The 24,295-nt window shown below is 65.7% G+C and carries 20 protein-coding genes; 8 read left to right on the forward strand and 12 right to left on the reverse strand.

Annotated elements, in window-relative coordinates; all coding sequences use genetic code 11:
* Positions 1-180: 180 nt before the first annotated feature.
* On the reverse strand, positions 181-1,143 hold the full coding sequence (locus tag FV233_RS10555) for a LysR substrate-binding domain-containing protein (RefSeq protein WP_147897446.1): 963 nt from the start codon (positions 1,141-1,143) through the stop codon (positions 181-183).
* Between the two features lie 301 nt (positions 1,144-1,444).
* Between FV233_RS10555 and FV233_RS10560 the strand changes: the two genes are divergently transcribed.
* The 8 genes from FV233_RS10560 to FV233_RS10595 all read left to right on the forward strand — a co-directional run bounded on the left by FV233_RS10560 (position 1,445) and on the right by FV233_RS10595 (position 10,790).
* Positions 1,445-2,638: an ABC transporter substrate-binding protein gene (locus FV233_RS10560; RefSeq protein ID WP_147897447.1), complete on the forward strand. Its 1,194-nt coding sequence runs from the start codon at positions 1,445-1,447 to the stop codon at positions 2,636-2,638.
* A 129-nt stretch (positions 2,639-2,767) separates the two neighbouring features.
* Positions 2,768-3,643 (forward strand): branched-chain amino acid ABC transporter permease, encoded by an 876-nt coding sequence (locus FV233_RS10565; RefSeq protein WP_147897448.1) that lies wholly within the window; start codon positions 2,768-2,770, stop codon positions 3,641-3,643.
* A complete protein-coding gene (locus FV233_RS10570; RefSeq protein WP_147897449.1) occupies positions 3,640-5,421 on the forward strand; it encodes a branched-chain amino acid ABC transporter ATP-binding protein/permease in 1,782 nt (593 codons plus the stop codon). The genes FV233_RS10565 and FV233_RS10570 overlap by 4 nt, the downstream gene beginning before the upstream one ends.
* Positions 5,421-6,158: an ABC transporter ATP-binding protein gene (locus FV233_RS10575; RefSeq protein WP_147897450.1), complete on the forward strand. Its 738-nt coding sequence runs from the start codon at positions 5,421-5,423 to the stop codon at positions 6,156-6,158. Before FV233_RS10570 ends, FV233_RS10575 begins: the two co-directional genes overlap by 1 nt.
* An 80-nt stretch (positions 6,159-6,238) precedes the next feature.
* Entirely contained in the window at positions 6,239-6,940 is a 702-nt protein-coding gene (locus tag FV233_RS10580; RefSeq protein WP_147897451.1) for a cyclase family protein, read from the forward strand.
* 49 nt (positions 6,941-6,989) lie between these two features.
* Positions 6,990-8,399, forward strand: a complete 1,410-nt coding sequence (locus tag FV233_RS10585) for an amidase family protein (RefSeq protein WP_147897452.1) — start codon at positions 6,990-6,992, stop codon at positions 8,397-8,399.
* Between the two features lie 185 nt (positions 8,400-8,584).
* Entirely contained in the window at positions 8,585-9,988 is a 1,404-nt protein-coding gene (locus FV233_RS10590; RefSeq protein ID WP_147897453.1) for an MFS transporter, read from the forward strand.
* Positions 9,989-9,992: 4 nt separating this feature from the next.
* Positions 9,993-10,790 (forward strand): alpha/beta fold hydrolase, encoded by a 798-nt coding sequence (locus FV233_RS10595; RefSeq protein ID WP_147897454.1) that lies wholly within the window; start codon positions 9,993-9,995, stop codon positions 10,788-10,790.
* Between the two features lie 50 nt (positions 10,791-10,840).
* On the opposite strand, the gene FV233_RS10600 is transcribed toward FV233_RS10595, so the two are convergent.
* From FV233_RS10600 to FV233_RS10650, 11 genes are all read right to left on the reverse strand, one after another.
* Positions 10,841-11,608: a substrate-binding domain-containing protein gene (locus tag FV233_RS10600; RefSeq protein ID WP_147897455.1), complete on the reverse strand. Its 768-nt coding sequence runs from the start codon at positions 11,606-11,608 to the stop codon at positions 10,841-10,843.
* A gap of 356 nt (positions 11,609-11,964) precedes the next feature.
* Positions 11,965-13,284 carry an MFS transporter gene (locus FV233_RS10605; RefSeq protein WP_147897456.1) on the reverse strand — a complete coding sequence of 440 codons (1,320 nt, stop codon included), beginning with the start codon at positions 13,282-13,284 and terminating at the stop codon, positions 11,965-11,967.
* Positions 13,285-13,378: 94 nt separating this feature from the next.
* Positions 13,379-14,224 carry an aspartate dehydrogenase gene (locus FV233_RS10610; RefSeq protein ID WP_147897457.1) on the reverse strand — a complete coding sequence of 282 codons (846 nt, stop codon included), beginning with the start codon at positions 14,222-14,224 and terminating at the stop codon, positions 13,379-13,381.
* Positions 14,225-14,400: 176 nt separating this feature from the next.
* Positions 14,401-15,480 carry an amidohydrolase family protein gene (locus FV233_RS10615; RefSeq protein ID WP_246689958.1) on the reverse strand — a complete coding sequence of 360 codons (1,080 nt, stop codon included), beginning with the start codon at positions 15,478-15,480 and terminating at the stop codon, positions 14,401-14,403.
* Positions 15,481-16,603: 1,123 nt separating this feature from the next.
* Complete coding sequence (locus FV233_RS10620) at positions 16,604-17,476, reverse strand: MaoC family dehydratase N-terminal domain-containing protein (protein WP_147897459.1); 873 nt, start codon at positions 17,474-17,476, stop codon at positions 16,604-16,606.
* A 34-nt stretch (positions 17,477-17,510) separates the two neighbouring features.
* On the reverse strand, positions 17,511-18,626 hold the full coding sequence (locus FV233_RS10625) for a CaiB/BaiF CoA-transferase family protein (RefSeq protein WP_147897460.1): 1,116 nt from the start codon (positions 18,624-18,626) through the stop codon (positions 17,511-17,513).
* A complete protein-coding gene (locus tag FV233_RS10630) occupies positions 18,626-19,789 on the reverse strand; it encodes an acyl-CoA dehydrogenase family protein (protein ID WP_147897461.1) in 1,164 nt (387 codons plus the stop codon). The genes FV233_RS10625 and FV233_RS10630 overlap by 1 nt, the downstream gene beginning before the upstream one ends.
* Before the next feature lie 202 nt (positions 19,790-19,991).
* A complete protein-coding gene (gene citF, locus FV233_RS10635) occupies positions 19,992-21,536 on the reverse strand; it encodes a citrate lyase subunit alpha (protein ID WP_147897462.1) in 1,545 nt (514 codons plus the stop codon).
* Positions 21,536-22,414: a CoA ester lyase gene (locus tag FV233_RS10640; RefSeq protein WP_147897463.1), complete on the reverse strand. Its 879-nt coding sequence runs from the start codon at positions 22,412-22,414 to the stop codon at positions 21,536-21,538. Before FV233_RS10640 ends, citF begins: the two co-directional genes overlap by 1 nt.
* Positions 22,415-22,424: 10 nt before the next feature.
* A complete protein-coding gene (locus FV233_RS10645) occupies positions 22,425-23,708 on the reverse strand; it encodes a TRAP transporter large permease subunit (protein WP_147897464.1) in 1,284 nt (427 codons plus the stop codon).
* Complete coding sequence (locus tag FV233_RS10650) at positions 23,705-24,292, reverse strand: TRAP transporter small permease (protein WP_147852822.1); 588 nt, start codon at positions 24,290-24,292, stop codon at positions 23,705-23,707. Before FV233_RS10650 ends, FV233_RS10645 begins: the two co-directional genes overlap by 4 nt.
* Positions 24,293-24,295 lie beyond the last annotated feature (3 nt).

Genomic DNA, 24,295 nt, shown 5'->3' on the forward strand with positions numbered 1-24,295 from the left:
CCCCCGGGGCGGTACGCCTACCGCCGCCATAAGCTCCCCGCTGCCCTGCCATCCACTCAGCCGCTTTCGAGGCTCCCAGTCTAAAGGCAGGCTTTCATAATCAATACTGTTCGTTCGTTCGAGCCTGCGGCTGGGATGCCTTAAGTCGTCCTTGAAATATAAATGAACCCGAGCCACTTTTTACGCACGACTGCGCGCAGGCGCGGTACGGTCCGTTGGCTTAAGCCGGGCACGCCAGATGGAGCGCTCGACCAAATCTCCGATCACGCTCGCCAGAACCTCGGCGACAGCCTCGCTGCCGCGGGCGTTGAGAGTCCGCTGAGAGACGACCACGGAGAGCCGCCAGGATGGGGTCGGATCTACGATCGGGATAGCAACCATCTCTCCGCGCTCGATCTCCGCGGCCAATGCGAAGTGCGGCATGACAGTCGCAAACGCCTGAGCACGCACCAGCTCTGCGATCGCCGGCAAGCTCTCGCAATCCGTAGCAACTGGTGTGACGTCGTGGCGGGCCCCAAGCTGCTCAATCACGACCCGAAGGACGTTCGGCCGCCCTGGAAGTACGACAGGTAAATTCTGCTTGAAGACCTGTTCGAATTTGATTTCATGCTGCGCCGCCAGCGGGTGGGCTGCCGGGACGACGAACATCAGAGCCTCGACCATCATTTCGGTCCAAGCCACATGCTCGAAGGCCTTGTGGTCGTAGAGCAGCGCCACATCCAGGCGGCCGGATTGAATCCACTCGTCGAGCGTACCGCTCATGGCTTCGACGATGTGCAGTGTGATGTTGGGCAATGCCATCGCCATCGCGCGATGCAACGGCAGGGATAGGCCCCGGCAGGCCGACGTCGGCAGTCCGACCGAAATGCGCCCGCTCGGACTCGTCGATTGGGAGCGAACGCTTTCTTTGGCCCGCTCGACCTCTTGGAGGATACGTCGGGCATGCTCGTAAAATTTAAGACCCAGCTCTGTCGGTGTAACGCCCCGGGCATGCCGGAACAGCAACTCGATACCGAGCTCCTCTTCTAGATTTCGCATCTGTTGACTGAGAGAGGGCTGTGCGATCCGCAAGACCTCGGCAGCTCGAGAGACATTTCCGCTCTCGGCGATCTGGGCGAAATAGCGAAGCTGACGAAGATCCATGCTGATCCTATCGAATCTTCGGTAGCATCGGCGCAGCGCGCCGCCGATGTCAAACTGCTCTAGCGCTGTGCAATCTGCGCAAGCTATGTGCACGAGGGCATGTTTTTCGATGTGTTCACAGTGGCTTGGTGAGCGCATCCTCCGGTGTAAATCGCCTATGATTAATGCTCATAGGAAATTCCGATACCTCGTATCGGAATTTGGTCTTTGATGATGGCTGTATTCGGCGCGTAGACTTGCGTTAATTCGTCGAGCATCAGGGCCGAACCCGGGCTGCTATCTGGAAATCGGAGACCATAGCATGGATGCGCACAAGTATTTGCGCGGCCTCTCTCTGGCTGCCCCGCTGATACTCACTATCCCGGATGCGGCCCTGGCGCAGCAGGAGCCGTGTATCGGCAATTCTGCAGCGATAACTGGTCCTGCGGCCTTCGGTGGACAGGCCATCAAGATGGGTGCCGAGATCGCCATCGACGAGATCAACGCCAAGGGCGGCGTTCTGGGCAAGCCGTTGCGCTTCGTACAGTACGACGATGCGGGCGCTCCGCCTCGCGGCGTCGACAACACTCGCCGCATCGCACTCGCTGACAAATGCGTGGTGGTTCTGGGCGGCTACCACTCTACCGTCTCGGTGGCGCAGGTCGAGCCAGTCCATGCCATCGGCATCCCGTTCGTCGGAGTGCTGGCCGCCAACACCCAGGCGATCGAGAACGGTCGCAGCCCGAACTACATGTTCCGCGTCTCAGCCAAGGACAAATGGGTCGCCCGCTTCCTGGTGGAGCAGGCAGCGAAAGTTTCGAAGAGTGGCAAGATCGCGTTCTTCTACGAGAACACAGGTTGGGGCAACGGTGCGGTGCCCGATGTCAAGGCGGCGATCGCCAAGGCCGGCAAGGAGCTTGTCGCTACCGAGACCTTCAACTGGAACGATCAGGACATGACCCCGCAGGCGATCCGCGCACGGGACGCGGGCGCGGATGTGGCCCTTTTCTGGGCTCTCGACCGCGAGGGCAATCAGCTGGTCCGCTCGATGGACAAGGTCGGCTACAAACCCACCGTCATCGGCGCCTGGGGCATCGCCGGCAATCTCGGCGAGCTTGCTGGCCCACTCGCTAACGGCATCGAGGTTGTCCAGACCTACAGCTTCATGGGTGATCTCGACCCGAAGGGTCAGGCGCTCTGGCAGAAGGTTCAGGCCAAGTACGGCCTGAAGGATCCCTCGCAGATCAAGATGGGCTCCGGCATCGCCAACACCTACGACGCAGTCCACATCGTGGCTCAGGCGATCGAAAAAGCTGGCGCTTATGATTGGAAAAAGGTCCGCGAAGCTCTCTACCAAGTCAAGTACGACGGCTTGGTCGCCAAGTACGACCCCGCCTTCGACGCCTCCGACCCGGAGCGGCAGGACGCGATCTTGCCGAGCTACTACAAGCTGACCGTCTGGTCCGACGGCAAGCTGCTGCCGATTGGACAGACTCCCTACGGTAAGTCGAACTGAGGCACGCGCCTTTCACCCCTTCCCTAGCGGGAGGGCTGGGGCGGTTCGTCCGGATCCCCCTCGCCGGGCCGGACCGCCCCGACTCCTGTGGACGCTCTGCACGCTTCGCATTGAGAGGCCCGCGCAGTCATGACGACCGCCCTGCAGTATACCCTTTCGGGCCTGGCGATCGGGGGCATCTACGCCTTGGTCGCGCTCGGCTTCCACATCATGTGGTCGGCTGCCAAGGCCGTGAACTTTGCCCACGGCGATACTCTGATGATCGGCGCCGTGATCGCCGTGATGGGCCTTGACGCCGGCATTCCGCTGCCGCTCGCCTGCCTACTGGCAGTTCTGGCGGGGGGAGTATTCGGCGTCGTGCTGGAGCGCCTTGCGGTGCGGCCATTCATCGGCGCTAACGCCTCGATCGGCTGGATGCTCACCACCATCGCGGTCGGCATCATGGCGGAAGCTCTCGCCACCATGCAGTTCGGCGGCTTCTCACGCCCGCTGCCCTCGCCTGGCGTCGCCCGAGCAATCTCGGTCTTCGGAGCGGGCGTCTATCCTCAGGAACTGGTGATCCCGGCTGTCGCAGTGCTGGCGATGATCGGTCTGCACCTGATGCAGCGGCACACGCTCGTAGGGCGTGCGATGCAAGCGGTCGCCCACAACCGCCAAGCCGCGGCCCTTATGGGCATCGACGTCGACCGGATCGTGATGTTCTCTTTCGGTCTTGCCGCCCTGCTTGGCGCTGGAGCGGGCGTACTTGTTGCCCCCGTGATCCAGGCTTCGGCCAGCATGGGCGTGCTCCTGGGTCTCAAGGGTTTCGCGGTCGCGATCATCGGCGGGATCACCAGCGGGCCAGGCGTCGTCGTGGCCGGCCTCGCTTTTGGCATCATGGAGAAGTTCGTCGAAGGCTACGTCTCGACGGCGGCCCGCGAGATCGTCGGCTTCAGCGTGATGATCTTGGTGCTGCTCGCCTGCCCTCAGGGCCTGTTCGGTCGCCGGGAGATCTTCAAGGTATGAAGGCTCTCCACCTCATCGGCTTCGCGCTATTCGCCGCGATCCTCGTCGCCGTGCCGTTCACCTCCGGCAACGAGTACGAGCTACGCCTGTTCATGCTGTTCCTGATCTACGGCCTGATCGCGGTCGGTCTGAACGTTCTGGTCGGCCTCACCGGCCTCGTTTCGCTCGGGCAGGCGGGACTGTTCGCGCTTGGATCCTATGCCGGCGCGATCCTGGCGATCCGTCTCGGCCTGGACCTCGTGCTCGCGAGCCTTGGCGCTGCTGTCGTGGCGGGGGTCTTTGGCGCGGCGCTCGCTTATCCGAGCGTGCGCGTCCGCGGCGTCTATCTCGCCGTAGTGACGATCGCCTTCGGACTCATCGTCGAGAACGTCGCGATCGAGTGGCAGGGGCTGACCGGCGGCACCACCGGGCTCAGCGGCATCCCAGGCCCGAACCTACTTGGTTACCCCCTATCGGGTTACGCCTTCTACGCCGTGCTCGCCGTCACCCTCTTCCTGGGGACGCTCGCGACGCACAACCTGAAGCACTCTGGCTACGGCCGGGCGATGCTGGCTGTCTCTCAGAGTGAGACCGCGGCGCGCAGCCTCGGGATCGGCGCGACGGGTATCCGGACGCTTGCCTTCGCGGTCGCAGCTGTGACGGCGGGCGTGGCCGGCAGTTTCTATGCCTTCCTCAACGCCTACATTTCGCCAGACATTTTCACGTTCTCGGATTCCGTTCGCTTCCTGCTGATGGTGATCCTGGGCGGAGCGGCCTCGACCTTCGGGCCGGTGCTCGGGGCCTTCATCCTCACCTACCTGCCGGAGGTTCTGCAGCGCTTTGCGGAGTGGCAGAAGTTCGCCTACGGCGCGCTGCTCCTCGCCGTGATGTTCGGGCTGCCAGGCGGCATCCTCGGCACGCTCGGCAATGTCTACGCCCGGCTGCGCCCGGGTCCGCGCGGTGTCGACCCGGCTGACGGTACGGCCGCCACCGCGATCCTGGCTGGGCGTGCACCCGCCGCGCTGGAGACGAACGGTCTCACCGTCCGCTTCGGTGGCCTGACGGCTCTCGACGCGGCAACTGTCCGGGTCGCTCCCGGTGAGATCCACGCCTTGATCGGTCCGAACGGTGCCGGCAAGTCAACTTTCGTCAACACGATCTCGGGTTTCTATCGGCCGAGCGACGGTGGTGTACGTCTCGACGGCACCGAACTCGCCGGTCGGAAGGTCCACGACATCGCCCGGCGTGGCCTGGCCCGTACCTTCCAGAACACCGAACTGTTCGGACAGATGACGGTGCTGGAGAACGTCATGGTCGGCGGCTTCCATCATCTTGGCTACGGTTTGCCGAGCGCGATCCTGCGCACGCCCCGCTTCCGCCGTGAAGAGGCTGCTTGCCACGCCGCAGCCATCGGCCTGCTCGACTTCGTCGGCCTCGCGGACGCAGCTAACGAGCAGGCGCGCTATCTGCCCTTTGGCCATCAACGCCGTCTGGAGATCGCCCGGGCGCTCGCCACACGACCCCGGCTGCTTCTCCTCGACGAGCCCGCCGCCGGCTTGACCACCGGGGAAATCGACGAGCTGGAGGTCATGATCCGCAAGATCGCCGGACTTGGCGTGTCGGTGCTGCTGATCGAGCACCACGTCGACCTGATCATGGCGGTCGCCGATACCGTGACGGTACTCGACTATGGTCAGATCATCGCGAGCGATCGGCCGGACGTCGTGCAGGCCGATCCGCGGGTGATCGAGGCCTATTTCGGCGGCCCTTCCACCATCCTCAGCGAGGAGGCTGCTTGATGACCGACGCTCCCCTTCTCTCGGTCGATGACCTGGAGGTGCGATACGGCGCGGTCACCGCGCTGCGCGGCGCCAGCTTGAGCGTACGCCGCGGCCAGCTCGTCGCTGTGATCGGCAACAATGGGGCCGGCAAGACTTCCCTGATGCGCGGCCTCACCGGGCTTGTGCGGCCGAGCGCCGGGCGTGTCCTGTTCAAGGGTGAGGAGATCACGCGGCTTCCCGCCCACGCCAAGGTGGCTCGTGGCCTCGTGATGGTGCCGGAGGGGCGGCTGATCTTCCCCGACCAGACGGTCGAGGACAATCTCATCCTGGGCGCCTATGCTCACGGCGGTCTGAAGACGATGCGGTCGAAGGAGACCCTGGAACGGTCGCTCGCCCTGTTTCCGCGGCTGCGTGAGCGTCTTCGTCAGCCCGCAGGCAGCATGTCGGGCGGCGAGCAGCAAATGCTGGCCATCGCCCGCGGCTTGATGGCCGAGCCCGACCTCCTCGTCATCGACGAACTCTCGCTCGGCCTCGCCCCCCGGATCGTCGAGCAACTGATCGGCGTCCTGCGCGACCTCAACCGGCAGGGCCTCACCATACTTCTCGTCGAGCAGCTCGCATCCTACGCGCTCGCCATCGCCGACCACGCCTTCGTGGTGGCACAGGGGCGCGTGGTGCGGGACGGCCCGAGCGTGCTTCTCGCCCGCGATCCGGAGGTCATGGAAACCTTCCTCGGCAAGAAGAAAGCCGCCTGAGAACGACACCTCGAAGACCTGATCCGACGCGGCACCAGGCGGCGCTGCGAACGGTCTCTCATGCCCGATAAGGAACCGTCATGCCCCAGCGCGTCGTCGACCTGAGCCTCCTGATCGAGGACAACATGCCGGCCCACAAGCTCTTTCAGAGGCCGGTGCTCACCACCCATCTCAGCCACGAGAGCTCCGCTGCCCTTGGACTCGGCGTCCCCGGCGACGCAATGACGTTCCAGACGAACTTCATCGCGATGCTCGACCATGTCGGCACGCACGTCGATGCGTTCCTCCACGTGAACCCGAACGGCCAACCGGTCGACGAGATGCCGCTTGAGATGTTCATGGGTAAGGCGGTGTGCTTCGACCTGCGCCACATCCCCGACCTCGGCGACATCACGGTCGCCGATATGGAGGCGGCTGAGGCCAAGAGCGGCGTGAAGATCGACGGTCACATCGTCCTGCTCTGCACCGGCTTCCACGCTCGCAACTACCCGGGGCCCGACTCGGTCTGGAAGAACCCGCTGCTCACCGCGGAGGCAACCAAGTGGCTGCACGCGCGTGGCTCGAAGATGCAAGGCGTCGAGGGTCCCTCCACCGACAAGCCGAGTGACAACATTTTCGCCCAGCACCGTCTGTGCCGAGACCTCGGCATGAGCCATTGGGAGTGGCTGGTGAACCTGGAGGAACTCCTGGGCAAGGGCGAGGTCCAGTTCTTCGGCGTGCCCCTGAAGTTCAAGGGCGGGTCCGGCTCGCCGGTACGCGCCTTCGCCATCGTCAACGACTGACTCGATCGCGGCGCCTCTTGGGCGCCGCCCAAGACGGGAGGGTGGATCGATGACGGCCGAATTCGACTTCATGACCGCGCTCGAGTTGCGCCGGCTCGTCGCGACGCGCGCGGTCTCGCCGGTCGAGCTGACTGCGCGAGCCCTCTCGCTGGCAGAGTCCAGCCAAGCGACGCTAAATGCCTTCTGCCACCTGATGCCGGACGAGGCCCGCGCCGCCGCCCGGCGGTCCGAGGAGGCGGTGATGCGCGGCGGAGTCCTCGGGCTCCTCCATGGTCTACCGGTCTCGGTGAAGGATCTGATCGCGGTAGCAGGCGCGCCCTATGCTTCGGGCTCGCGCGCCATGGCGGGCAATATTGCGGCCGCTGATGCCCCCTCCGTCGAGCGGCTGCGGGCTGCCGGTGCGATCATCATCGGCAAGACCACGACAAGTGAATTTGGGGCCAAGCCGGTGGGCGACTCGCCGCTCACCGGAATCACCCGACATCCCTGGAATCTCGAAAAGACGCCGGGCGGATCGAGCGCCGGCGCGGCCGCCTCGGTGGCGGCCGGGATCACGCCGTTTGCCGTGGGGACGGACGGCGGCGGATCCTTGCGCATCCCGGCCTCGCTCACCGGGCTCGTAGGACTCAAGGCCCAGTTCGGGCGCGTGCCGGTCTGGCCAACATCGGCGACGCCGACGCTGGCCCATGTAGGCTCCCTCGCACGCAACGTGGTCGATGCGGCCCTGCTGACGACGGCGATGTCCGGCCACGACCCGCGCGATCCCTTCGCGGTGGCTGGCCCGGTGCCCGATCTTCTCGGCGCTGCGCAAGCTTCAGTGGCCGGCCTGCGCGTCGCCTGGAGCGCGACCCTCGGCTACGCCCGTCCCGATCCGGAGGTCGCCGCGATCGCCCGCACGGCCGCCCTGGCGCTCGCCGACCAAGGCGCGGTGGTCGAGGAGATCGACACCGTCTTCGAGACCGACCCGGCAGATCTATGGACCGCGGAATTCTACGCCGGCATCGGGACCAGGCTGCGCGGCATCCTCGAGACCCGCCGCGACCTGCTCGATCCGGCGGTCGCCGACGTGCTCGACGCCGCGCTCGCCCAGGAGATGCGTGGGTACTACGAGACGGTTTTCGCGCGCTACGCGCTGCGCGACCGCATGGTCCGCTTCTTTGCGGACCATGACGTCCTGCTCTCGCCGACCCTGCCGATCTCGTCCCTGGAGGCCGGCCGGAACATCCCCGAGGGGCTCGGCGACCGCAGCCTCGTCTCCTGGGCGTTCTACACTTATCCCTTCAACCTCACTGGTCAGCCTGCGGCCTCCGTCTGCGCGGGCCTTGCCGCGGACGGCATGCCGGTCGGTCTCCAGATCGTCGGCCGCACTCTGGGCGAGGCCGACGTGGTGCGGACGGCTGCGGCGATCGAGCGAACGCAGCCGCCGGGCTACAACATCCGACCAAACCAAGGCTGGTGAGAGGCCGTGCTGGTGGAAGCGGCCCAGGCCAACGGCTCGACCGAGGGGCCCAATGAGCCCCTCACCGCGCAACCCGTAGAACCGCATGCGCTAGACGCGCCCGGCGGTGCTGAGGATCTCTTGAACTCAGGCTGCTGAGATCAGGGCTGAAGCGCGCGACTGCAAACAACTCCGTTCTCAAGAAGATGCCCATTCGAGCATCCGATTATTCGATCACCATCGGGCTGATGATGACACAAGTACAAGCGGGCCAGTTGCTTGAGAGCCTCGACCGGTCGGATTTCACGGCGAAGCACTGGCGCATGTACGTGACCGCCGCGCTCGGCCATTTGTTCGACGGCTTCGACATCAACATGATGGGCTTCGCGCTGCCCGGCATCGTCGCGGCCTTCACGCTGAGCCCGGCCGAGGCCGGCGTCCTGGCCTCCAGCGTCTTCATCGGCATGCTGATCGGCTCGACCTGTGTCGGCTTCCTTGCCGATCGGTTCGGGCGCAAATGGACGATGGTCGGCTCGATCGCTGCCTACTGCGTCCTCAGCTGCGCCGTCGCGTTCGCCTGGAGCCATGACTCGCTCCTAGTGCTGCGGATCCTTCAGGGCATCGGTCTGGGCGCGGAGGTGCCGCTCGTGTTCACGTACCTCTCCGAATTCATCCCGGCCCGCCGACGCGGGCTCATGCTCGCCTCGACCGTTGCGTTTTGGCAGGGCTCAAGCTTCATCGCGGCGATGGTCGCCCTCCTCGTCATCCCGGCGTTCACGTGGCGGGGGATGTTCATCGCGGGAGCCGTTCCCGGCCTCGTACTGATCGTGCTCTGGGCGCTTTTGCCCGAATCCGTTCGCTTCCTCATCGCTCGCGGTCGCCTCGACGAAGCCGACCGCATCGTTGACGGCCTCAGCACCGTCGACCCGCGGACGCTGCCGCCGACCGTCCATCGACCGCCGGCCGAGCCGGCGCGCCTGAGCGCGATCCTGCGCGGCGGCTACTTCCGACCGACCGCGAGCATTTGGCTGATGCAACTCACCGGCGGGGCGGTGTTCTTCGCTGTGGCGATCTGGCTGCCGTCGATTTTCGCACGCATGGGCTTTCCGGTCGTGAAGAGCTTCGCCTTCACCGGTCTGATTGCGGGGACGGGCGCGCTGGGCAACATCGCGGGCGGCCTGCTGCTGGATCGCTGGGGGCGTCGCACGACCGTCCCGGTGTTCCTGTGCGTCGGTGGTCTCCTCATGTTTGCTTGGGGGCAGGCCACCGAGTCCTGGTCGATCCTTGGGCTCGGCGCGCTGACGGCGTTCTTCGCCTCGGGCGGTGCGGGCGGACCACTCTTCGCCTACACGAGCGAGGTCTACCCGACGCGGTACCGCGCCGTCGGGACGGGCTGGGCCGCGGCCTGGCAGCGGATCGGCGGGATCGTCGCGGCGCCGGCGCTCGGATGGATGCTGGGTAACGGCGCCCCCAATTACGCCTTCTTCACCGCCCTGGGCATGCTGCTGCTGATCGGAGGCGTCGGGGGCTACCTCCTCGGCTACGAGACCCGCGGTAAATCGCTGGAAGCGGTCACGGCGGAACTCTCCGGTACGACAGGTCAGGTCTAAGACGATGCCGCACTTCGAACGCGACGGACGCCGGCTGCACTACGAACTGCTCGGCCGGGGCGACCCGGTGATGCTGATCCACGGGTTCACAAACGCCGGCTGGTCCTGGATGAACCAGGTCGCCGCTTTGGTATTCGCCGGCTACAGCGTGATCGTGCCCGATCTCCGCGGGCACGGCCTGTCGGATCCGGCAACCGACGTCACGACCGTGGACGATCTGACTCGAGATGTCATCGGGTTGCTCGACCATCTCGCGCTCGAGCGCGTCTCGGTCTGCGGGTTGTCGCTCGGGGGCATGATCGCGCTGACGCTCGCGCTCGAGCAGCCGCAGCGGATTGACCGGCTCGTCGTCGCGAACTCGCGGGCTGCGTTCAACGACCCGGCGACGGCGGATCTTGTCGCCGGCTGGGTAGAAATGTTTTGTCAGCCGGGCGGGCCACTCAAGCGTTTTCAGGCGACGTGGCCTGTGATGCTCAATGCGGCGTACCGGCAGAGCTCGGCCGGACGAGCGACCTTCGCGACGTGGTGCCGCTTAGCCGAGCGACACAACGGATCCTCGCTCGCGAACGTTGCCCTCGGCATGCGCGCGTTCGACGTCGCCGGTCGCCTCCGGACCATCACGCATCCCACCCTGGTGATCGCGGGCGAGGAGGATAAGCTGTTTCCGCCCGCCGTCGCGCGCGAGGTCAGCAACGCCGTGGCCGATGCGCGGTTCACGGTCATTCCTGGGGCGGCGCATATCTCGTCTCTCGACAGCGCGGAGGCGTTCAATACCTGCCTGCTCGACTTCCTCGCCGATTGATCGAGACCGCTGAACCCCTTGATGATGCCTTGCTGGTACGGGTGCTCCGCTCAGTGCGGTGGGACGTTCCAACCCGCTTGCTTCAGCCGGGCGCTGCCGGTCGGTCCCGTCACGAAGGCGATGAAGGCGCGTGCCGAACGCTGGACCTGAGTCCGCGTCGTGACGGCGGCGGCGTAGGGCGTACTCGCGTTGAGGGCGTCGGGCAGGAAGCCCGCGAACGCCACTCCGGGTGCGTCGATGAGTTCGCTGGCTTGTGTCAGGCCGATCGTCGCCCTGCCCGAGGCGACGGCTGCGGCGACCTCGGCTCCGGTGGCGCAGAGAACGGCCTTCGCGTGCACCGCATCGATGAGCCCGAGTCGCGTCAACATCACGTCGAAGAAGGCGCCCGACGTGCCGCCACCCCTCGGATCGATGTAGGCCACGGTGGGTGCCGCGAGGAGCGTCGCACGAAAACCCGCCTCGCCCGTCAGGTCGGGGAAAGCGGTCCCAGACTTGACGGCGGCGCCGAGCCGCATGCGTGCGACTTCGACCTTGGTCTCCGCGCGAACGTCCCCGCGCGCGACGAGCGTGTCGACGCCGGCCGAGGCGGTCATGACCACGTCGGCGTCTTCGTGCGCGGCAAGCTTGGCGAGGACGCCGCCCGCATTGGTGATCGTCAGGACGAGGTGGTCGCCGGTCTGCCGCTCGAACAACGCGATGAGGTCGCGCAGGCTCGACGCGTAGACGCCCGTTGCAAGCACGCGGATGTCGGCGGCCGCCGCGGGCGTGCTCAGCACGGTCGTACAGCAAGCGATCGACAGAAGCTGAGCTCGGCGCATGGCATCTCTCCTTGGGCGTGACGCCTCCGTCTCGCGGACCAGCTGGGCGCGCTTGATTTTGCAGCACGGAGCGCCGTGCTCCACAAACCGTGGGTCGCGTCCGCCGTTGTCTGTCCCTTATTGGGGGAGCCCTCCCCCGTCCGAGCGCGGCCCCGGTGATGCGGGACCCGGTGGTACCCGGACGCGTCTCCTCGCGGCATCGCCGCCCAATCGCCCGGGGGGCAGCACTCCCGGACGGTGATGCCGGGCTGTCGGCTAGATGGCGAAGAGCGGGCGGTAATCGAAGCTAGGGCGTGCTGCTGACATCGTCTCGCGGAACTCCCGCCCGAACCGCGGTGCAGGGCGTCGTTTATGTGCTACGCCTGCTCGCCTGGCAGGACGGGGATCAACGGGGGGCGCGTGCGGCCCAGTCCCAACGCGAGCGCGGCGCCCGTGGCCGTGACCAGCGCGAGCGGCAGCAAGCCCAGCGCGTAGCTGCCGCTCGCGTCCTTGATCACGCCCATCAGATACGTTCCGATGAAGGCGCCGAGGTTGCCGATGGCGTTGACCTGCGCGATCCCGGCCGCGGACGCGCCCGGCGGCAGCCATTCCGTGACCAGCGCCCAAAACGGGCCTTTGACTGCGTAGGTCCCAAGGATTGCCAGGAACAGGATCCCGACTGTCGGCCAGAGCCCCTGCGCAGCCAGCGCTGCCGCGAGGCAGAGTGCGGTGAGCGCCTGAGGCCCGGCGACGTGCCAAGCTCGTTCCCCCGTACGGTCCGAGCGTCGGGCCCAGAGCACCATCAGCCCGGCCGCGATCCCGAACGGCACCGAGTTGAGCATGCCGATCTCCATCGTCGTAAGGCCGTAGGACTTGAAGATCTGTGGCTGCCAGATCGACAGGCACGCGCTCGCGCCGACACTTCCGGCGAAGATTAAGCCCGCCGCCATCACGCGCCGATCGGAGATCACCCGCCAGACGGAAGGCCGCACTGTTGGCTGCTCCGCGCGCTCCGCGGCCAGGCGTCCAATCAGCCAACCGCGCTGCGCCTCGTCGAGCCAGGGCGCTCGGTCCGGCCCCTCCGGCAGAAATCGCAGGACGAGCAGGCCGAGAACCACGGCCGGCGCCGCCTCGACGATTGACATCAGCTGCCAGCCGCGCAGACCCAGCCAGCCGTCGAGCCCGAGCAGGGCCGCCGAGATCGGCGAGCCGACGAAGTTCGACAGGGGCACGGCCACCGCGAAGAGGGCGATCACGCGGGCGCGGTAGGCCTTCGGGAACCAGCGCGTCAGGTAGAAGATCACGCCGGGATAGAAGCCGGCCTCCGCCGCGCCGAGCAGGAAGCGCACCGTGCAGAACGAGAGTGGGCCGATGACGAGCGCGGTGGCCGCGGAGATGAGTCCCCAGGTGATCATGATGCGGGCCAGCCAGAGGCGGGCGCCGAACCGCTCGAGCATCAGGTTGGAGGGCACCTCGAACAGGAAATAGGCGACGAAGAAGAGACCGGCGCCCAGGCCGAAGACCGAGGACGACAGGCCGGCATCGGCGTTCATCTGCAGGGCGGCGAAGCCGACGTTGACGCGGTCGATGAAGGCGACGAGGAAGCCCAGCATCAGGAGCGGCATGAGCCGCATCGTCACGCGCCGCATCGTTACCCGCTCGATCTCGGACAGGATCTCACCGCTCGCCGATGTCACGGACCGCTCCGGGATCTGAGAGACAACCGCGCGCGGCCTCGGGCCCAAGCGCGTGAGCGTGGCAGCACAGGGCGTGCCAGCCCGGATGGGTCCTTTAGGTCCCGACCCTGAGCGGGGCGGCGAGCTTGCGCAGGTAGGCGATGACCGACAGAGCGGTGATGCGACCCGTGCGGGGGTTCTCATCAGTCGGCACGTTCTCGATCGTCATCGAGAATCGCGCCGCGTCGGCCTCGACCTCGATGCGGTGGGTGTTGCGGTCGAGGATTGGGTCGGCCCAGATCTCGAGCTCGGTCCGATCCGGTCCGATGCCGGCGAGCGAGAGCGCGACCGCGACGTTGAGGTTTGTCGGAAACCCGCGGGCCGCCTCGCGTGGGCTGCCGGCAAAAACCCGCATCGGCTCGGTGATCCCAGCGATCTCGATGCCGTTTTCAACGAGGTAGGGCGCGCCGACGAGCCCGCGCACGGGCTTGCGGGTAATCATGCGCACCGTGTGGATCGTGCCCTCCGCGGCGGCCGTCACGGCGTCGAGGCCGAGCAGCGCGCCAGTCGGGACGACGATCTGCCCCCCGTGGGCGCGGGCGAGCTCCACGAGGTCCTCGTTGTCGAGGAGCGCTCCGCAGCTCAGCACGACGGCCGTCTTGCCCGCCGTCACGAACGGCCGCACGATCGCGGGGAGGTGCTGGGATGGTGCGCATTCCAGAACGATATCGGCCCGCGGCTCCAGGGCGTCGAACGCGGTGACGACCTCGGGCGGCTCGGCCAGCGCCGCGAGTTCGGCGCGAGCCTTAGCGGCGTCGCGGACCGCGACGGCGGTCAGGCTCAGTCCCGGTATAGCGCCCCCGTCGAGCGCCCGCGCTACGGCGCGCCCGACCGTGCCGAGGCCGGCGATCGCGACGCGGCCGCCTCGGACCGGCGACCTGGATGCTTCTTGCAGCGCCATTCTGGATTCCCATTCAACATGGCCGGGGAGGCTGGCCACAATCCGTCTGCATCGGCCATGCCGAGGAGCTGAATCGATTGGCCTCTATCGACTCCCGTCGCGGACCAGCGGGCAAACGCGCGGTCGCACAGAAGCCGTTCTGTCGGGCCATCTGTGTCATCAAATTGGATATTCGTTTATGGCATCAGATCGGCCGATTTAAGTTTGCTTGCGAGTCGCGGGTAGACCTTCAATGTATTTCCGGCGTAGATCTTCGCCCGGTCGGTGTCGGACACTTCAGCCGCATCGACATAGCGCTTGGTGTCATCGTAGGCGTGGCCGGTTTCAGGATCAGTGCCGTTCACCGCGCCCACCATCTCCGAGGCGAACAGCACATTCTCATGCGGCACGACTTTGAGCAGCAGGTCGATGCCCGGTTGATGATAGACGCAGGTGTCGAAGTAAACGTTGCGCATCAACTCGGACAGAGGCGGCCTCTTCAGGTCCTGCGCGAGACCTCTGTAGCGGCCCCAATGGTAGGGCACAGCGCCGCCGCCGTGGGGGATGATCAGGCGAAGCGTCGGGAAGTCCTTGAAGAGGTCCGAGGTGACGAACTGCATGAACGCACTGGTGTCACCGTTGATGTAGTGCGCGCCCGTCGCGTGGAAATTGGGATTGGCCGAGGCGCTGACATGCACCATGCCCGGCACGTCCAGTTCCACCATCTTCTCCCAGAGGGGGTACCAGAATCGATCGGACAGAGGTGGGTCCGTCCAGTAGCCCCCCGAGGGGTCTGGATTGACGTTGCAGCCGACGAAGCCGAGATCATTTACACAGCGCTCCAGCTCGGCCGTGCAGTTTTTTGGCGAGACGCCGGGTGTCTGTGGCAGCTGGCACACGCCGACGAAATTCTTCGGCATCAGGCTTGCGACACGGTGGATCATGTCATTCGATACGATCGACCAGTCGAGGCTGGTGCGCGCGGTGCCAATATGGTGGCCCATGCCCCCCGCCCGCGGTGAGAACAGGGCGAGTGAGATGCCCCGCTCGCTCTGAAGCTTCAGCTGGCGCCCGCTCACGCTCTCGCGGATCTCGTCGTCGCTCACTCGTAGACTGGACGGGCTCGGCGATTGAGCGGGGTCGTTGATGGCATCGATCTGACGCTTGCGCCAAGACAACAGGGCCGGCGGCTCGGTGGTGTAGTGTCCGTGGCAGTCGATCACGAGGCCTGTATAGCGGGGCCCCTGCGGCGCTGGCTCGGCGCGCGCGGTGTCCATCGTGATGGCCGCGGCGACAGCTCCAAAGCCCGCGAGGCCGCGGATGAAGCCGCGGCGCTGCAGGCAGCAAGGGCAGGCGGCGGCCCCGGTCGGGTCGGTCGCGGCGATCATCGCGATCCCCCCGCAGAAGCGCGTTGGACCAGGTGGGGTTCATCCGGACCTGACGGAGCCGCGAGGGCAGGACGAACGACAATCCCTAAACGTCGTAGCATGCCGGCGCCTCTAGATTTTATGCTTCAATCTCGACCGCACAACTGACGCCGCAAAGTCAAATTCGTCCAGTCGCACGGCTGACACCCCGTCCAGGTTCAGCGACGCATTTGGCCGAATGTCGCTCCCCATGGACCGGCAATCGAAGGAGGTCTGCAACTGAGCTGCCGATGATGTCACGACAACGCGTTCGAACACGATTGACCGGTGACCGTCGCTTCCCGGCACATAGCCGGCGCCCCGGAGCGACCGACTGGACGCGGCGCCAGAAATCGGCTTGCTGGGGATGTCGGCGCTGTGTTGCCACCGCGCTCGGGGCTTATTCTCGCCGCTAAATCCTCAATCAGCAAACGGCTCGCAGTTCGAGGATATGATCTGCGATCGCGCGTCGTTAAATTAATACGCGGGGTCGCAACATAAATCGATGCGTAGGTTTAATATTGACATGAAGCATGTTGGGTCTATTTTAATAACGCCGATACAAATGTGTCGGCGGCGCCTCACTCTTGGTTGCGGGATTGACTTTTACAACAAATCTAAAATCTTTTGATTGGTCCTGCTGTGCACAGCAGATAGCTCCTCTCGCACCACTTTTGCTCCTCTCAAACCCCTTCTCATCAGAGTGAGGCGTCTCTCAGTGGGGGCGCTCGATATCCGGGGGCCGCCTCGCCGCTTACCCTGCGGGTAGGACAACGCGAGTTTGCAAGCCGAACGGCATTGGTGAAAGGCGATCACCGAGTTTACGTAGGCGGACCGCAAGGCGTGAGGAACGGCTCGCCGCAGATCTCCAGTCCGAGTCAGAAAGCCAGCTGACCGAAACAGCCGGGTCTGATCGTTCGCGTTGAACAGGGTCATGACGCGTCTCAGTCAGAGGGCGACGTCGTTCAGCGCTCTGGCGAGAACCTCGAGGGCGTCATGCCGCCCCTCCGTGGCCCTCTGCCCGCATGCAAACCTCGTCGGTCTGATCCAGCGTCACACCGTCAAAACGGCCGTCGCCGTCGAGACGCCCACAGATGCGAAACGTCTGGTTGGCAGTGAGCGCGGACACGCCCCGGTGCATGAAGTGGCGCGGAACGTGGCCGATCAGCCGGGCGGCCTGATTCATCAGCAGCGTCGCCTGGATGGGACCATGCACGACTAGATCGGCGTAGCCCTCCACCTCGGTGGCGTAGGGGCGATCGTAGTGGAAGCGATGGCCGTTGAAGGTCATTGCTGAGTAGCGAAACAGGAGCGTGGGCGTCGCTACGATAGACAGTGTCTCCGCGTAATCCGACGGTAGGTCTCGCTGCGGCGTCGATGCCGCGACCGATGAGGCGCCCGGCTTGTCCCGGTAGACGATGTCTTGCTGTTCGCGGATGGCGACGCCGCGCGCCGTCGACACGACATGATCGACTGTTACGAAGCAGAGGCGACCGCTGCGGCCCTCCTTGAAGACGACGTCCCGCACCGTCTCACGGCGCGTCACCAGGTCATCCAGGCGCAGGGTGTCGAGAGTTTCGACCGTGCCACCCGCCCACATCCTTCGGGGAAGTGGCACTGGCGGCAGGAACCCACCCTTGGCCGCGTGTCCGTCCGGCCCGAGGGCGTCGGCCGGCGGCGTTTCGGGCGCCAGACACCAATGGAGCGCTGGCGGAGCAACATCTCCCTCCCCCGGTGCCAGAAGCTGCCCGAACGTAGCGTGGAACGCGTCGAAGATGCGCGGTGTGATCCGGTCTGCCTTCTCGCGCGACCGACCGATCCAGGATCGTAGAAGGTCGATGTCCACCGGCTCCGAGTTGCGCTTCATGGGATCACCCGTCGTCGCGAGGTCGGCCTATCGTTCATGGGTCGAGGAGGTTCGATCGGCCAAGTGACGGGACCGGGCCATAGGTGCGCTCCTCGCCCCGCACGACGGCAGCCGGGGCCGGGAAGGCGACGGGGCCGGTCGAGGTGTCCACGGTGATCCGCCGTAGGTGCGGATGGCTCGCCAACGCCTCCATATCGTTGACTGACGCGAAAGCGGTATCTGCCTCCGTCAGCCGGGCTGTCGCCTGGGCCTCGTCGAGGCCCCCAAAGGCGCGCGCGACCAGGGCGTCGGTCTCGCCGCGGTTGCGCGTGCGCGCGACGTTGGTGGCGAAGCGCTCGTCCTTAGCCACCGCGTCGTCGCACAGAAGTAGGGCGCAGAATTTCACCCATTCCCGGTCGCTCTGGATCGAGATTAGAATCTGTTTGCCGTCCCGCGTTTTGAATACGCCGTAGGGGGCGATGGACGGGTGCGCGAGGCCGACCCGCTTTGGCGACCGTCCACCCTCGTGATGCAACAGGGGCACGGTCAGCCAATCGGCCATCACGTCGAACATCGAGATCCGAATATCGGCGCCGCGGCCGGTAATGCCACGGGCAATCAACGCTTCCAGGATCGCCGCCTGCGCGGTGGCACCCGTGGCGATGTCCACGATCGAGATGCCGACGCGCGCCGGCTCGTCAGGGCCCCCCGTAATCGAGGACAGGCCGGACTCAGCCTGAATCAGCAAGTCGTAGGCCTTGCGACTCGCGAGCGGCCCCGTCTCGCCGTAGCCGCTGATCGAGCAGGCGATCAGACGGGGGTACTCGCCGCAGAGGGTCTCGACCCCAAGCCCCATCCGATCAAGAGCGCCGGGCTTGAGGTTTTGCACGAGCACGTCCGCTCCGACGATCATATCACGCAGTGCGCGTCTGCCTGCGTTCGTAGCGAGATCGAGAGTCCAGGATTCTTTACCGCGGTTGAGCCACACGAAGTAGCTGCTCTGCCCGCCGGGGACGACGTCGTCGTAGCCCCGGGCGAAATCGCCCTCCGGCCGTTCGACCTTGATCACCCGCGCGCCCGCATCCGCGAGACGGGCGGTGCAGAACGGCGCCGCCACCGCCTGCTCGATCGCGACGACAACGAGACCCTCGAGGGGAAGCCGCGTCGCCATCAGAACGACCGCGGCAGGCCGAGGATATGCTCGGCGACGTAGGAGAGGATCAGGTTCGTGGAGATCGGCGCGACTTGGTAGAGACGGGTCTCGCGGAACTTGCGCTCGACGTCGTACTCCGCCGCGAAGCCGAAGCCGCCGTGAAACTGGATGCAAGCGTTGGCCGCCTCCCAGGACGCTTTCGCCGCGAGGTACTTGGCCATGTTGGCCTGGGCGCCGCAGGGCTGGTGCGCATCGTACAATCGGCAGGCCTCGTAGCGCATCAGGTTGGCCGCCTCGATCTCGATGAAGCTCTCGGCGATCGGGAACTGCACGCCCTGATTTTGTCCGATCGGGCGGCCGAAGACATGGCGCTCCTTGGTGTAGGCTGTGACCTTGTCGATAAACCAGTACCCGTCGCCGATGCATTCGGCTGCGATCAGGGTGCGTTCGGCGTTGAGCCCGGTGAGGATGTATTTGAAGCCCTGGCCTTCCTCGCCGATCAAATTTTCGGCGGGGATCTCCAGGTCGTCGAAAAATAACTCGTTGGTCTCGTGATTGACCATGTTGAGGATCGGTCGAACGGTCATGCCTTTTTTCTGAGCTTCGTGCAGGTCGACGATGAAGATCGACATGCCCTCAGATTTCTTGGTGACCTGATTCAACGGTGTGGTGCGGGCGAGCAAAATCATCAGGTCAGAGTGCTGGACCCGTGAGATCCAGACCTTTTGCCCGTTGATCACGTAGCGGTCGCCTTTGCGAACCGCGAGAGTCTTGATGCGGGTCGTGTCGGTGCCGGCGGTCGGTTCGGTCACACCCATCGACTGGAGCCGCAATTCGCCCTCGGCGATGCGAGGCAGGTACTTGCGTCTCTGCTCCTCCGACCCGTGCCGGATCAGAGTGCCCATGTTGTACATCTGCCCATGGCAGGCACCTGAGTTGCCGCCTGAGCGGTTGATCTCCTCCATGATCACAGAAGCCTCGGTAAGCCCGAGACCCGAACCGCCGTATTCCTCCGGGATCAGGGCGGCCATCCAGCCGGCCTTGGTCAGCGCGTCGACGAATGTCTCAGGGTAGCCACGCGCCTCGTCGATCTTCCGGTGGTATTCCGCGGGGAACTCAGCACAGAGGCTTCGCACCGCATCGCGGATGTCACTGTAGCTGCCGTGATCGATCGTCTGCATGGTTCGTTCCCTGGACGTTTTTAATTTCGATGTCCGAACGTTGCCGTCAACGCATCGCATGGGGGCCGGGCACGTCCTGTGTGAGCCTGCCTCCAGTCCCTGGATGTCACGCGCTCACCGACGCCGAACCAGTAACGGCACCGGCATCGAGCGCGTTAATTCAGTCCCGTGCAGCGCTGACCGGCTGGGCTATTGAGCACTCTCATGTCTCAGGAACGGCACGCACGACGTCGATGACCGTCCCGTCTCGGTACTCGACGACGGCTACGATCCGACCGTCGTGGCTTCGGTCTCGGGGCGGAACTGGCGCCAGTTCCGCCGCACGGTTGGCCAATGAGTCGATGGTGGTGAGCGGTAGGCCAGCCGCGTGGAGCCGCTCGGCCAGCTCCGGGCGACGTGGGTTCACGGCGATCCCGCCGTCCGTTACGACGACATCCACCGTCTCGCCCGGCGTGGTGCGCGTGGTGACACGTTCAACCACCTTTGCGTGGCGCCCGGCGGCGAGCGAGGTCGTGATCACAGTCAACTTGGCGCCCGCCGCGGTATCGGCGTGCCCTCCGGATCCGCCCAGAATAACGCCGTCGGTCCCGGTGGTCACGTTCACGTCGAAGGCGCGGTCGATCTCGGCAGCACCGAGGATCGTGGCATCGATGCGGTTCACGACGCAGCCGCGGTTGTGCGGGTTGGCATACATCGAGGCCGACATGGTCTGATGCGCCTCGCTGCGGCGAAAGCTGTCCACCGCCGCGTGGTCGAAAGCCTGCACATCCATCAGCGCGCGGAACAGGCCGGCGTCGAACATCTCGACGATGCCCGCCGTGATGCCGCCCGCCGCGAAACTCCCCTGCACACCCCGCTCAGACATGATCCGCCCGAGGTATGCAGCCGCCGCCAGTGAGGCCCCCCCTGCCCCCGTCTGGAACGAAAAGCCGTCCTTCAAGAGGCCGGATGCCGCGATGACTCGGGCGGCCGTGTCTGCGATGCCGAGCGCGATCGGGTTCGTGGTCGCCATCGTCGTGCCTGAGACGATCTGCGATGGGTCACCGATCGAGTCCACGGCCACCACGAAGTCCACCCAGTCCTGGCCGATCTCGATCGGCACCGCGGGATAAGGCACGAGGGTGTCGGTGATCGCCACGACGCGTTCGGCCCCCTGAGCGTCCGTCACCGCGTAGCCGAGCGGACCGCAGGCTGCCCGGCCGACCGCGCCAGTGAGATTGCCGTAGGCGTCGGCGGTGGGCGCGGCGACGAAAGCCACGTCGATCCGGAGGTCCCCGGATTCGATGCAGCGCGCCCTGCCCCCGTGCGTGTACATCAGCACCGGACGCGCCAGGATGCCGTGCGAGACTGCCTTCGCCAGGGGCCCGTAGATTGTGCTCGCGGCGAGGCCGGTGACGACCCCGCTGCGGATATGGCCGATCAACGGCGCGTGGACCGGAAAGAGCGCGCTGGCCGCCACGGTGATGTCTCGCAGCCCCGCGCGCGCGACCGCGTCGAGGACGCGGTTGAGCACGCCGTCGCCGTTGCGCAGATGATGGTGGAACGAGATCACCGCGCCGTCGCGCAAGTCGCAGGCGCGAATCGCGGCGTCGATATTGGGCAGGACTTTGTCGGCTCCGGGCCGAGCGGCGTGCACCGTCCGGACGGCACGCGTCAGGGTGCCGAGATTGTCGAAAGCGCCCGTATAGGGTCGGACCGCTCCATAACCGGCAATCTCGGAGGGAAGCTCACGGACCGTATCGGCCATCAGGTGCTCGCGGACGCCAGGATGTCGGCGGCACGGCGCACCACCGGCGCGTCGATCATGCGCCCGTCGAGTTCGAACGCACCGCGTCCCTCCACCTGTGCAGCGATGTTGCCGGCCACGACGCGGCGCGCCCAATCGATTTCCACGGCCGTCGGTCCGAATCCTTCGTTGAGGATAGCCACTTGCGCCGGGTGCACGGCGAGCGAACCACGGAAGCCGAAGCGTCGGGCCCGCTCCACCGTCGCGCGAAAGGCGTCCAAATCGCGGTATGCACCGATGCTGTCGATGAAGCCGAGAGGTAAGATTCCTGCGGCCCGCGCCGCCCGCAGGACGGCAAAACTCGGCACCAGCAACGTGTCGGGGTCAGGCACGCCGCCCATCGCGGCGGCGTAGTCCTCGGGGCCGAGAGTCATGGCCGCGATGCGGGGGTGCGAGGCGATCGCGTCGAGATGCGGGAACGCCGCCGGCGTCTCGACCTGCAGGACGAGGCGTACGCTACCGTGCAGCATACCTCGCTCGGCCTCGATCCCGGCGACTGCGTCAGCCACTTCCGCAACGTAGCCGGCATGCTCGACCTTCGGTACGACCAGCGCGGTTAGCCCCGGCACCACCGCGGCCTCAAGGTCGCGCACGAGGTCGCGCAGGCCGTGATTGACCCGGACCATCGCCACTGCGCCATCGCGGGAGACCGCGCGGATCGCGTCCGCCAGCCGGTCGCGGGCACCGGCTTTTTCGCCGGCCGGCACGGCGTCCTCCAAGTCGAGGACCAGCCCGTCCGCACCGCGCTTGTGCGCGCCGTCAATGAAGCGCGGCACGTGCGCGGGCACGAACAGCAAGGAGCGCCAGCGCGGGGCTGGTTCCGGCGTCGGGGTGCTCATGGGCGTCTCCTCATATCGCCCCCAGCGCCCTGGGCAGCCACAGCGACAGGCCCGGCCAGTAGGTCACGAGGACGAGGAAGGCCAACATGGTCAGCAGCCACGGCATCACGGCGACGGTGAGTTCGGAGATGCCCATATGGGCGATACCGCTCGCGACGTAGAGGTTGAGCCCGACCGGTGGGTGGCACAGGCCGACCTCCATGTTCACCGCCATGATGATCCCGAAGTGAATCGGGTCGATGCCGAGCTTGATCGCGATCGGGAACAGGATCGGCGCCATGATCAGCAGGATCGAGGACGGCTCCATCACGTTGCCGGCGATGAGCAGGATGATGTTGACGACAAGCAGGAAGACCAGCGGGCTGAAGTTCATCGCGATGAGCCACGCCGCCATCGTCTGTGGGATGTTCTCCGAGGTCATCAGAAACGAGAACAGCACCGCGTTGGTGATGATGTACAGCAGCATCGCGCTCATGTTGGCGGAGGCCAGCAACACGCGCGGCACGTCGGAAAGTTTCAGGTCCCGGTAGACGAACACTGAGATGACGAAGGCGTATACGGCGGCGGTGGCCGCCGCCTCAGTCGGCGTGAAGATGCCGGCGTAGATGCCACCGATCACCATCACCACGAGGAACAGGCCCCAGGCGCTCTCCCGGAAGGCGCGCAGACGCTCCGTCCAGGACGCTTTCGGCATCCGGGGATAGCCGCGCTTCTTGGCAATGATGAAGGTGACGGCAGCCAGCATCGCCGAGAGCACGATGCCCGGCATCACCCCGGCCAGGAACAGGTTGCCGATCGAAGAGTTCGTCGACACCCCGTAGAGCACGAGGATGATCGAGGGCGGCACAAGGATGCCGAGCGCGCCCGAGGTGGTGATCACGCCGGCGCCGAAGCGCTTTGGATAGCCCTCGGCTACCATCGCCGGCAGGATGATCGATCCGATGGCGACCACCGTGGCGACACTCGACCCTGAGACGGCGGCAAAGAGGGCGCAGGCCACGACGCCCGCGAGGCCCAGTCCCCCCGGCCAGTGGCCGACGAGTGACGTGGTGAAGTTGATCATCCGCTTGGCGACGCCGCCATGAGCCAGGAAATTGCCGGCCAGGATGAAGAACGGGATCGCCATGATCGAGAAGTTTTCAATCCCGGTGAACAGCTTGAGCGCAACGCTCTCGATTGGCACCTGGGTCAGGGTGAACAGGAATGTCAGCACCGTCAGGCCGAGCGCGATCGAGATCGGCATGCCGGTGAGCATCAGGGCGATGAGCAGCCCGAAGATGATCAGTCCACTCATGCCGGGCCTCCCTCGCGCGCCAACTGGATCGGGTCGACGCCCTCGACGGTTTCGACGCCGTCGACATGGGCGTGATCGCGCGCTGGCAGGTGTCCCGTCCTGTAGAAGGTCCAGGCTACTTGCAGGAAGCGAAAGCACATCAGGTAGGAGCCGAGCGGGATCGCGAGGTAGACGATCCAGACCGGGATCTCCATGTCCGGCGTGGTTTGCTCGGTGTGGCCAATGCGCCAGACGAAGTTGGTCCCGAGCGTTCCGACAATGCCGGTAAACAGCGCGCCTGCTCCAAGGCTGACGAGAACCATGGTGCGACGCGCGCGCGGTGGCAGGCGGTTGACCAGCACGTCCACGCCGACGTGAATGCCGGTGCGCACGCCGTAGGCCGCCCCGAACTTGGCGACCCAGATGAACATGTAGATGCACAATTCCTGCGACCAACCGAAGTCGAGCCGGTCGGTATAGTCTTGCAACGCTGGGATGCCCGAGAGAAAGCGATGCACCACGGTGGCGAAGGTGATGACCGTGGCTGCCGCCATCAGCGTGCCGATCAGTAATTCTTCGAGCCGATCGAGAATCTTGAGGATCATGGT

This window comes from Methylobacterium sp. WL7, from assembly GCF_008040085.1.
GTDB classification, from domain to species: Bacteria; Pseudomonadota; Alphaproteobacteria; order Rhizobiales; family Beijerinckiaceae; genus Methylobacterium; species Methylobacterium mesophilicum.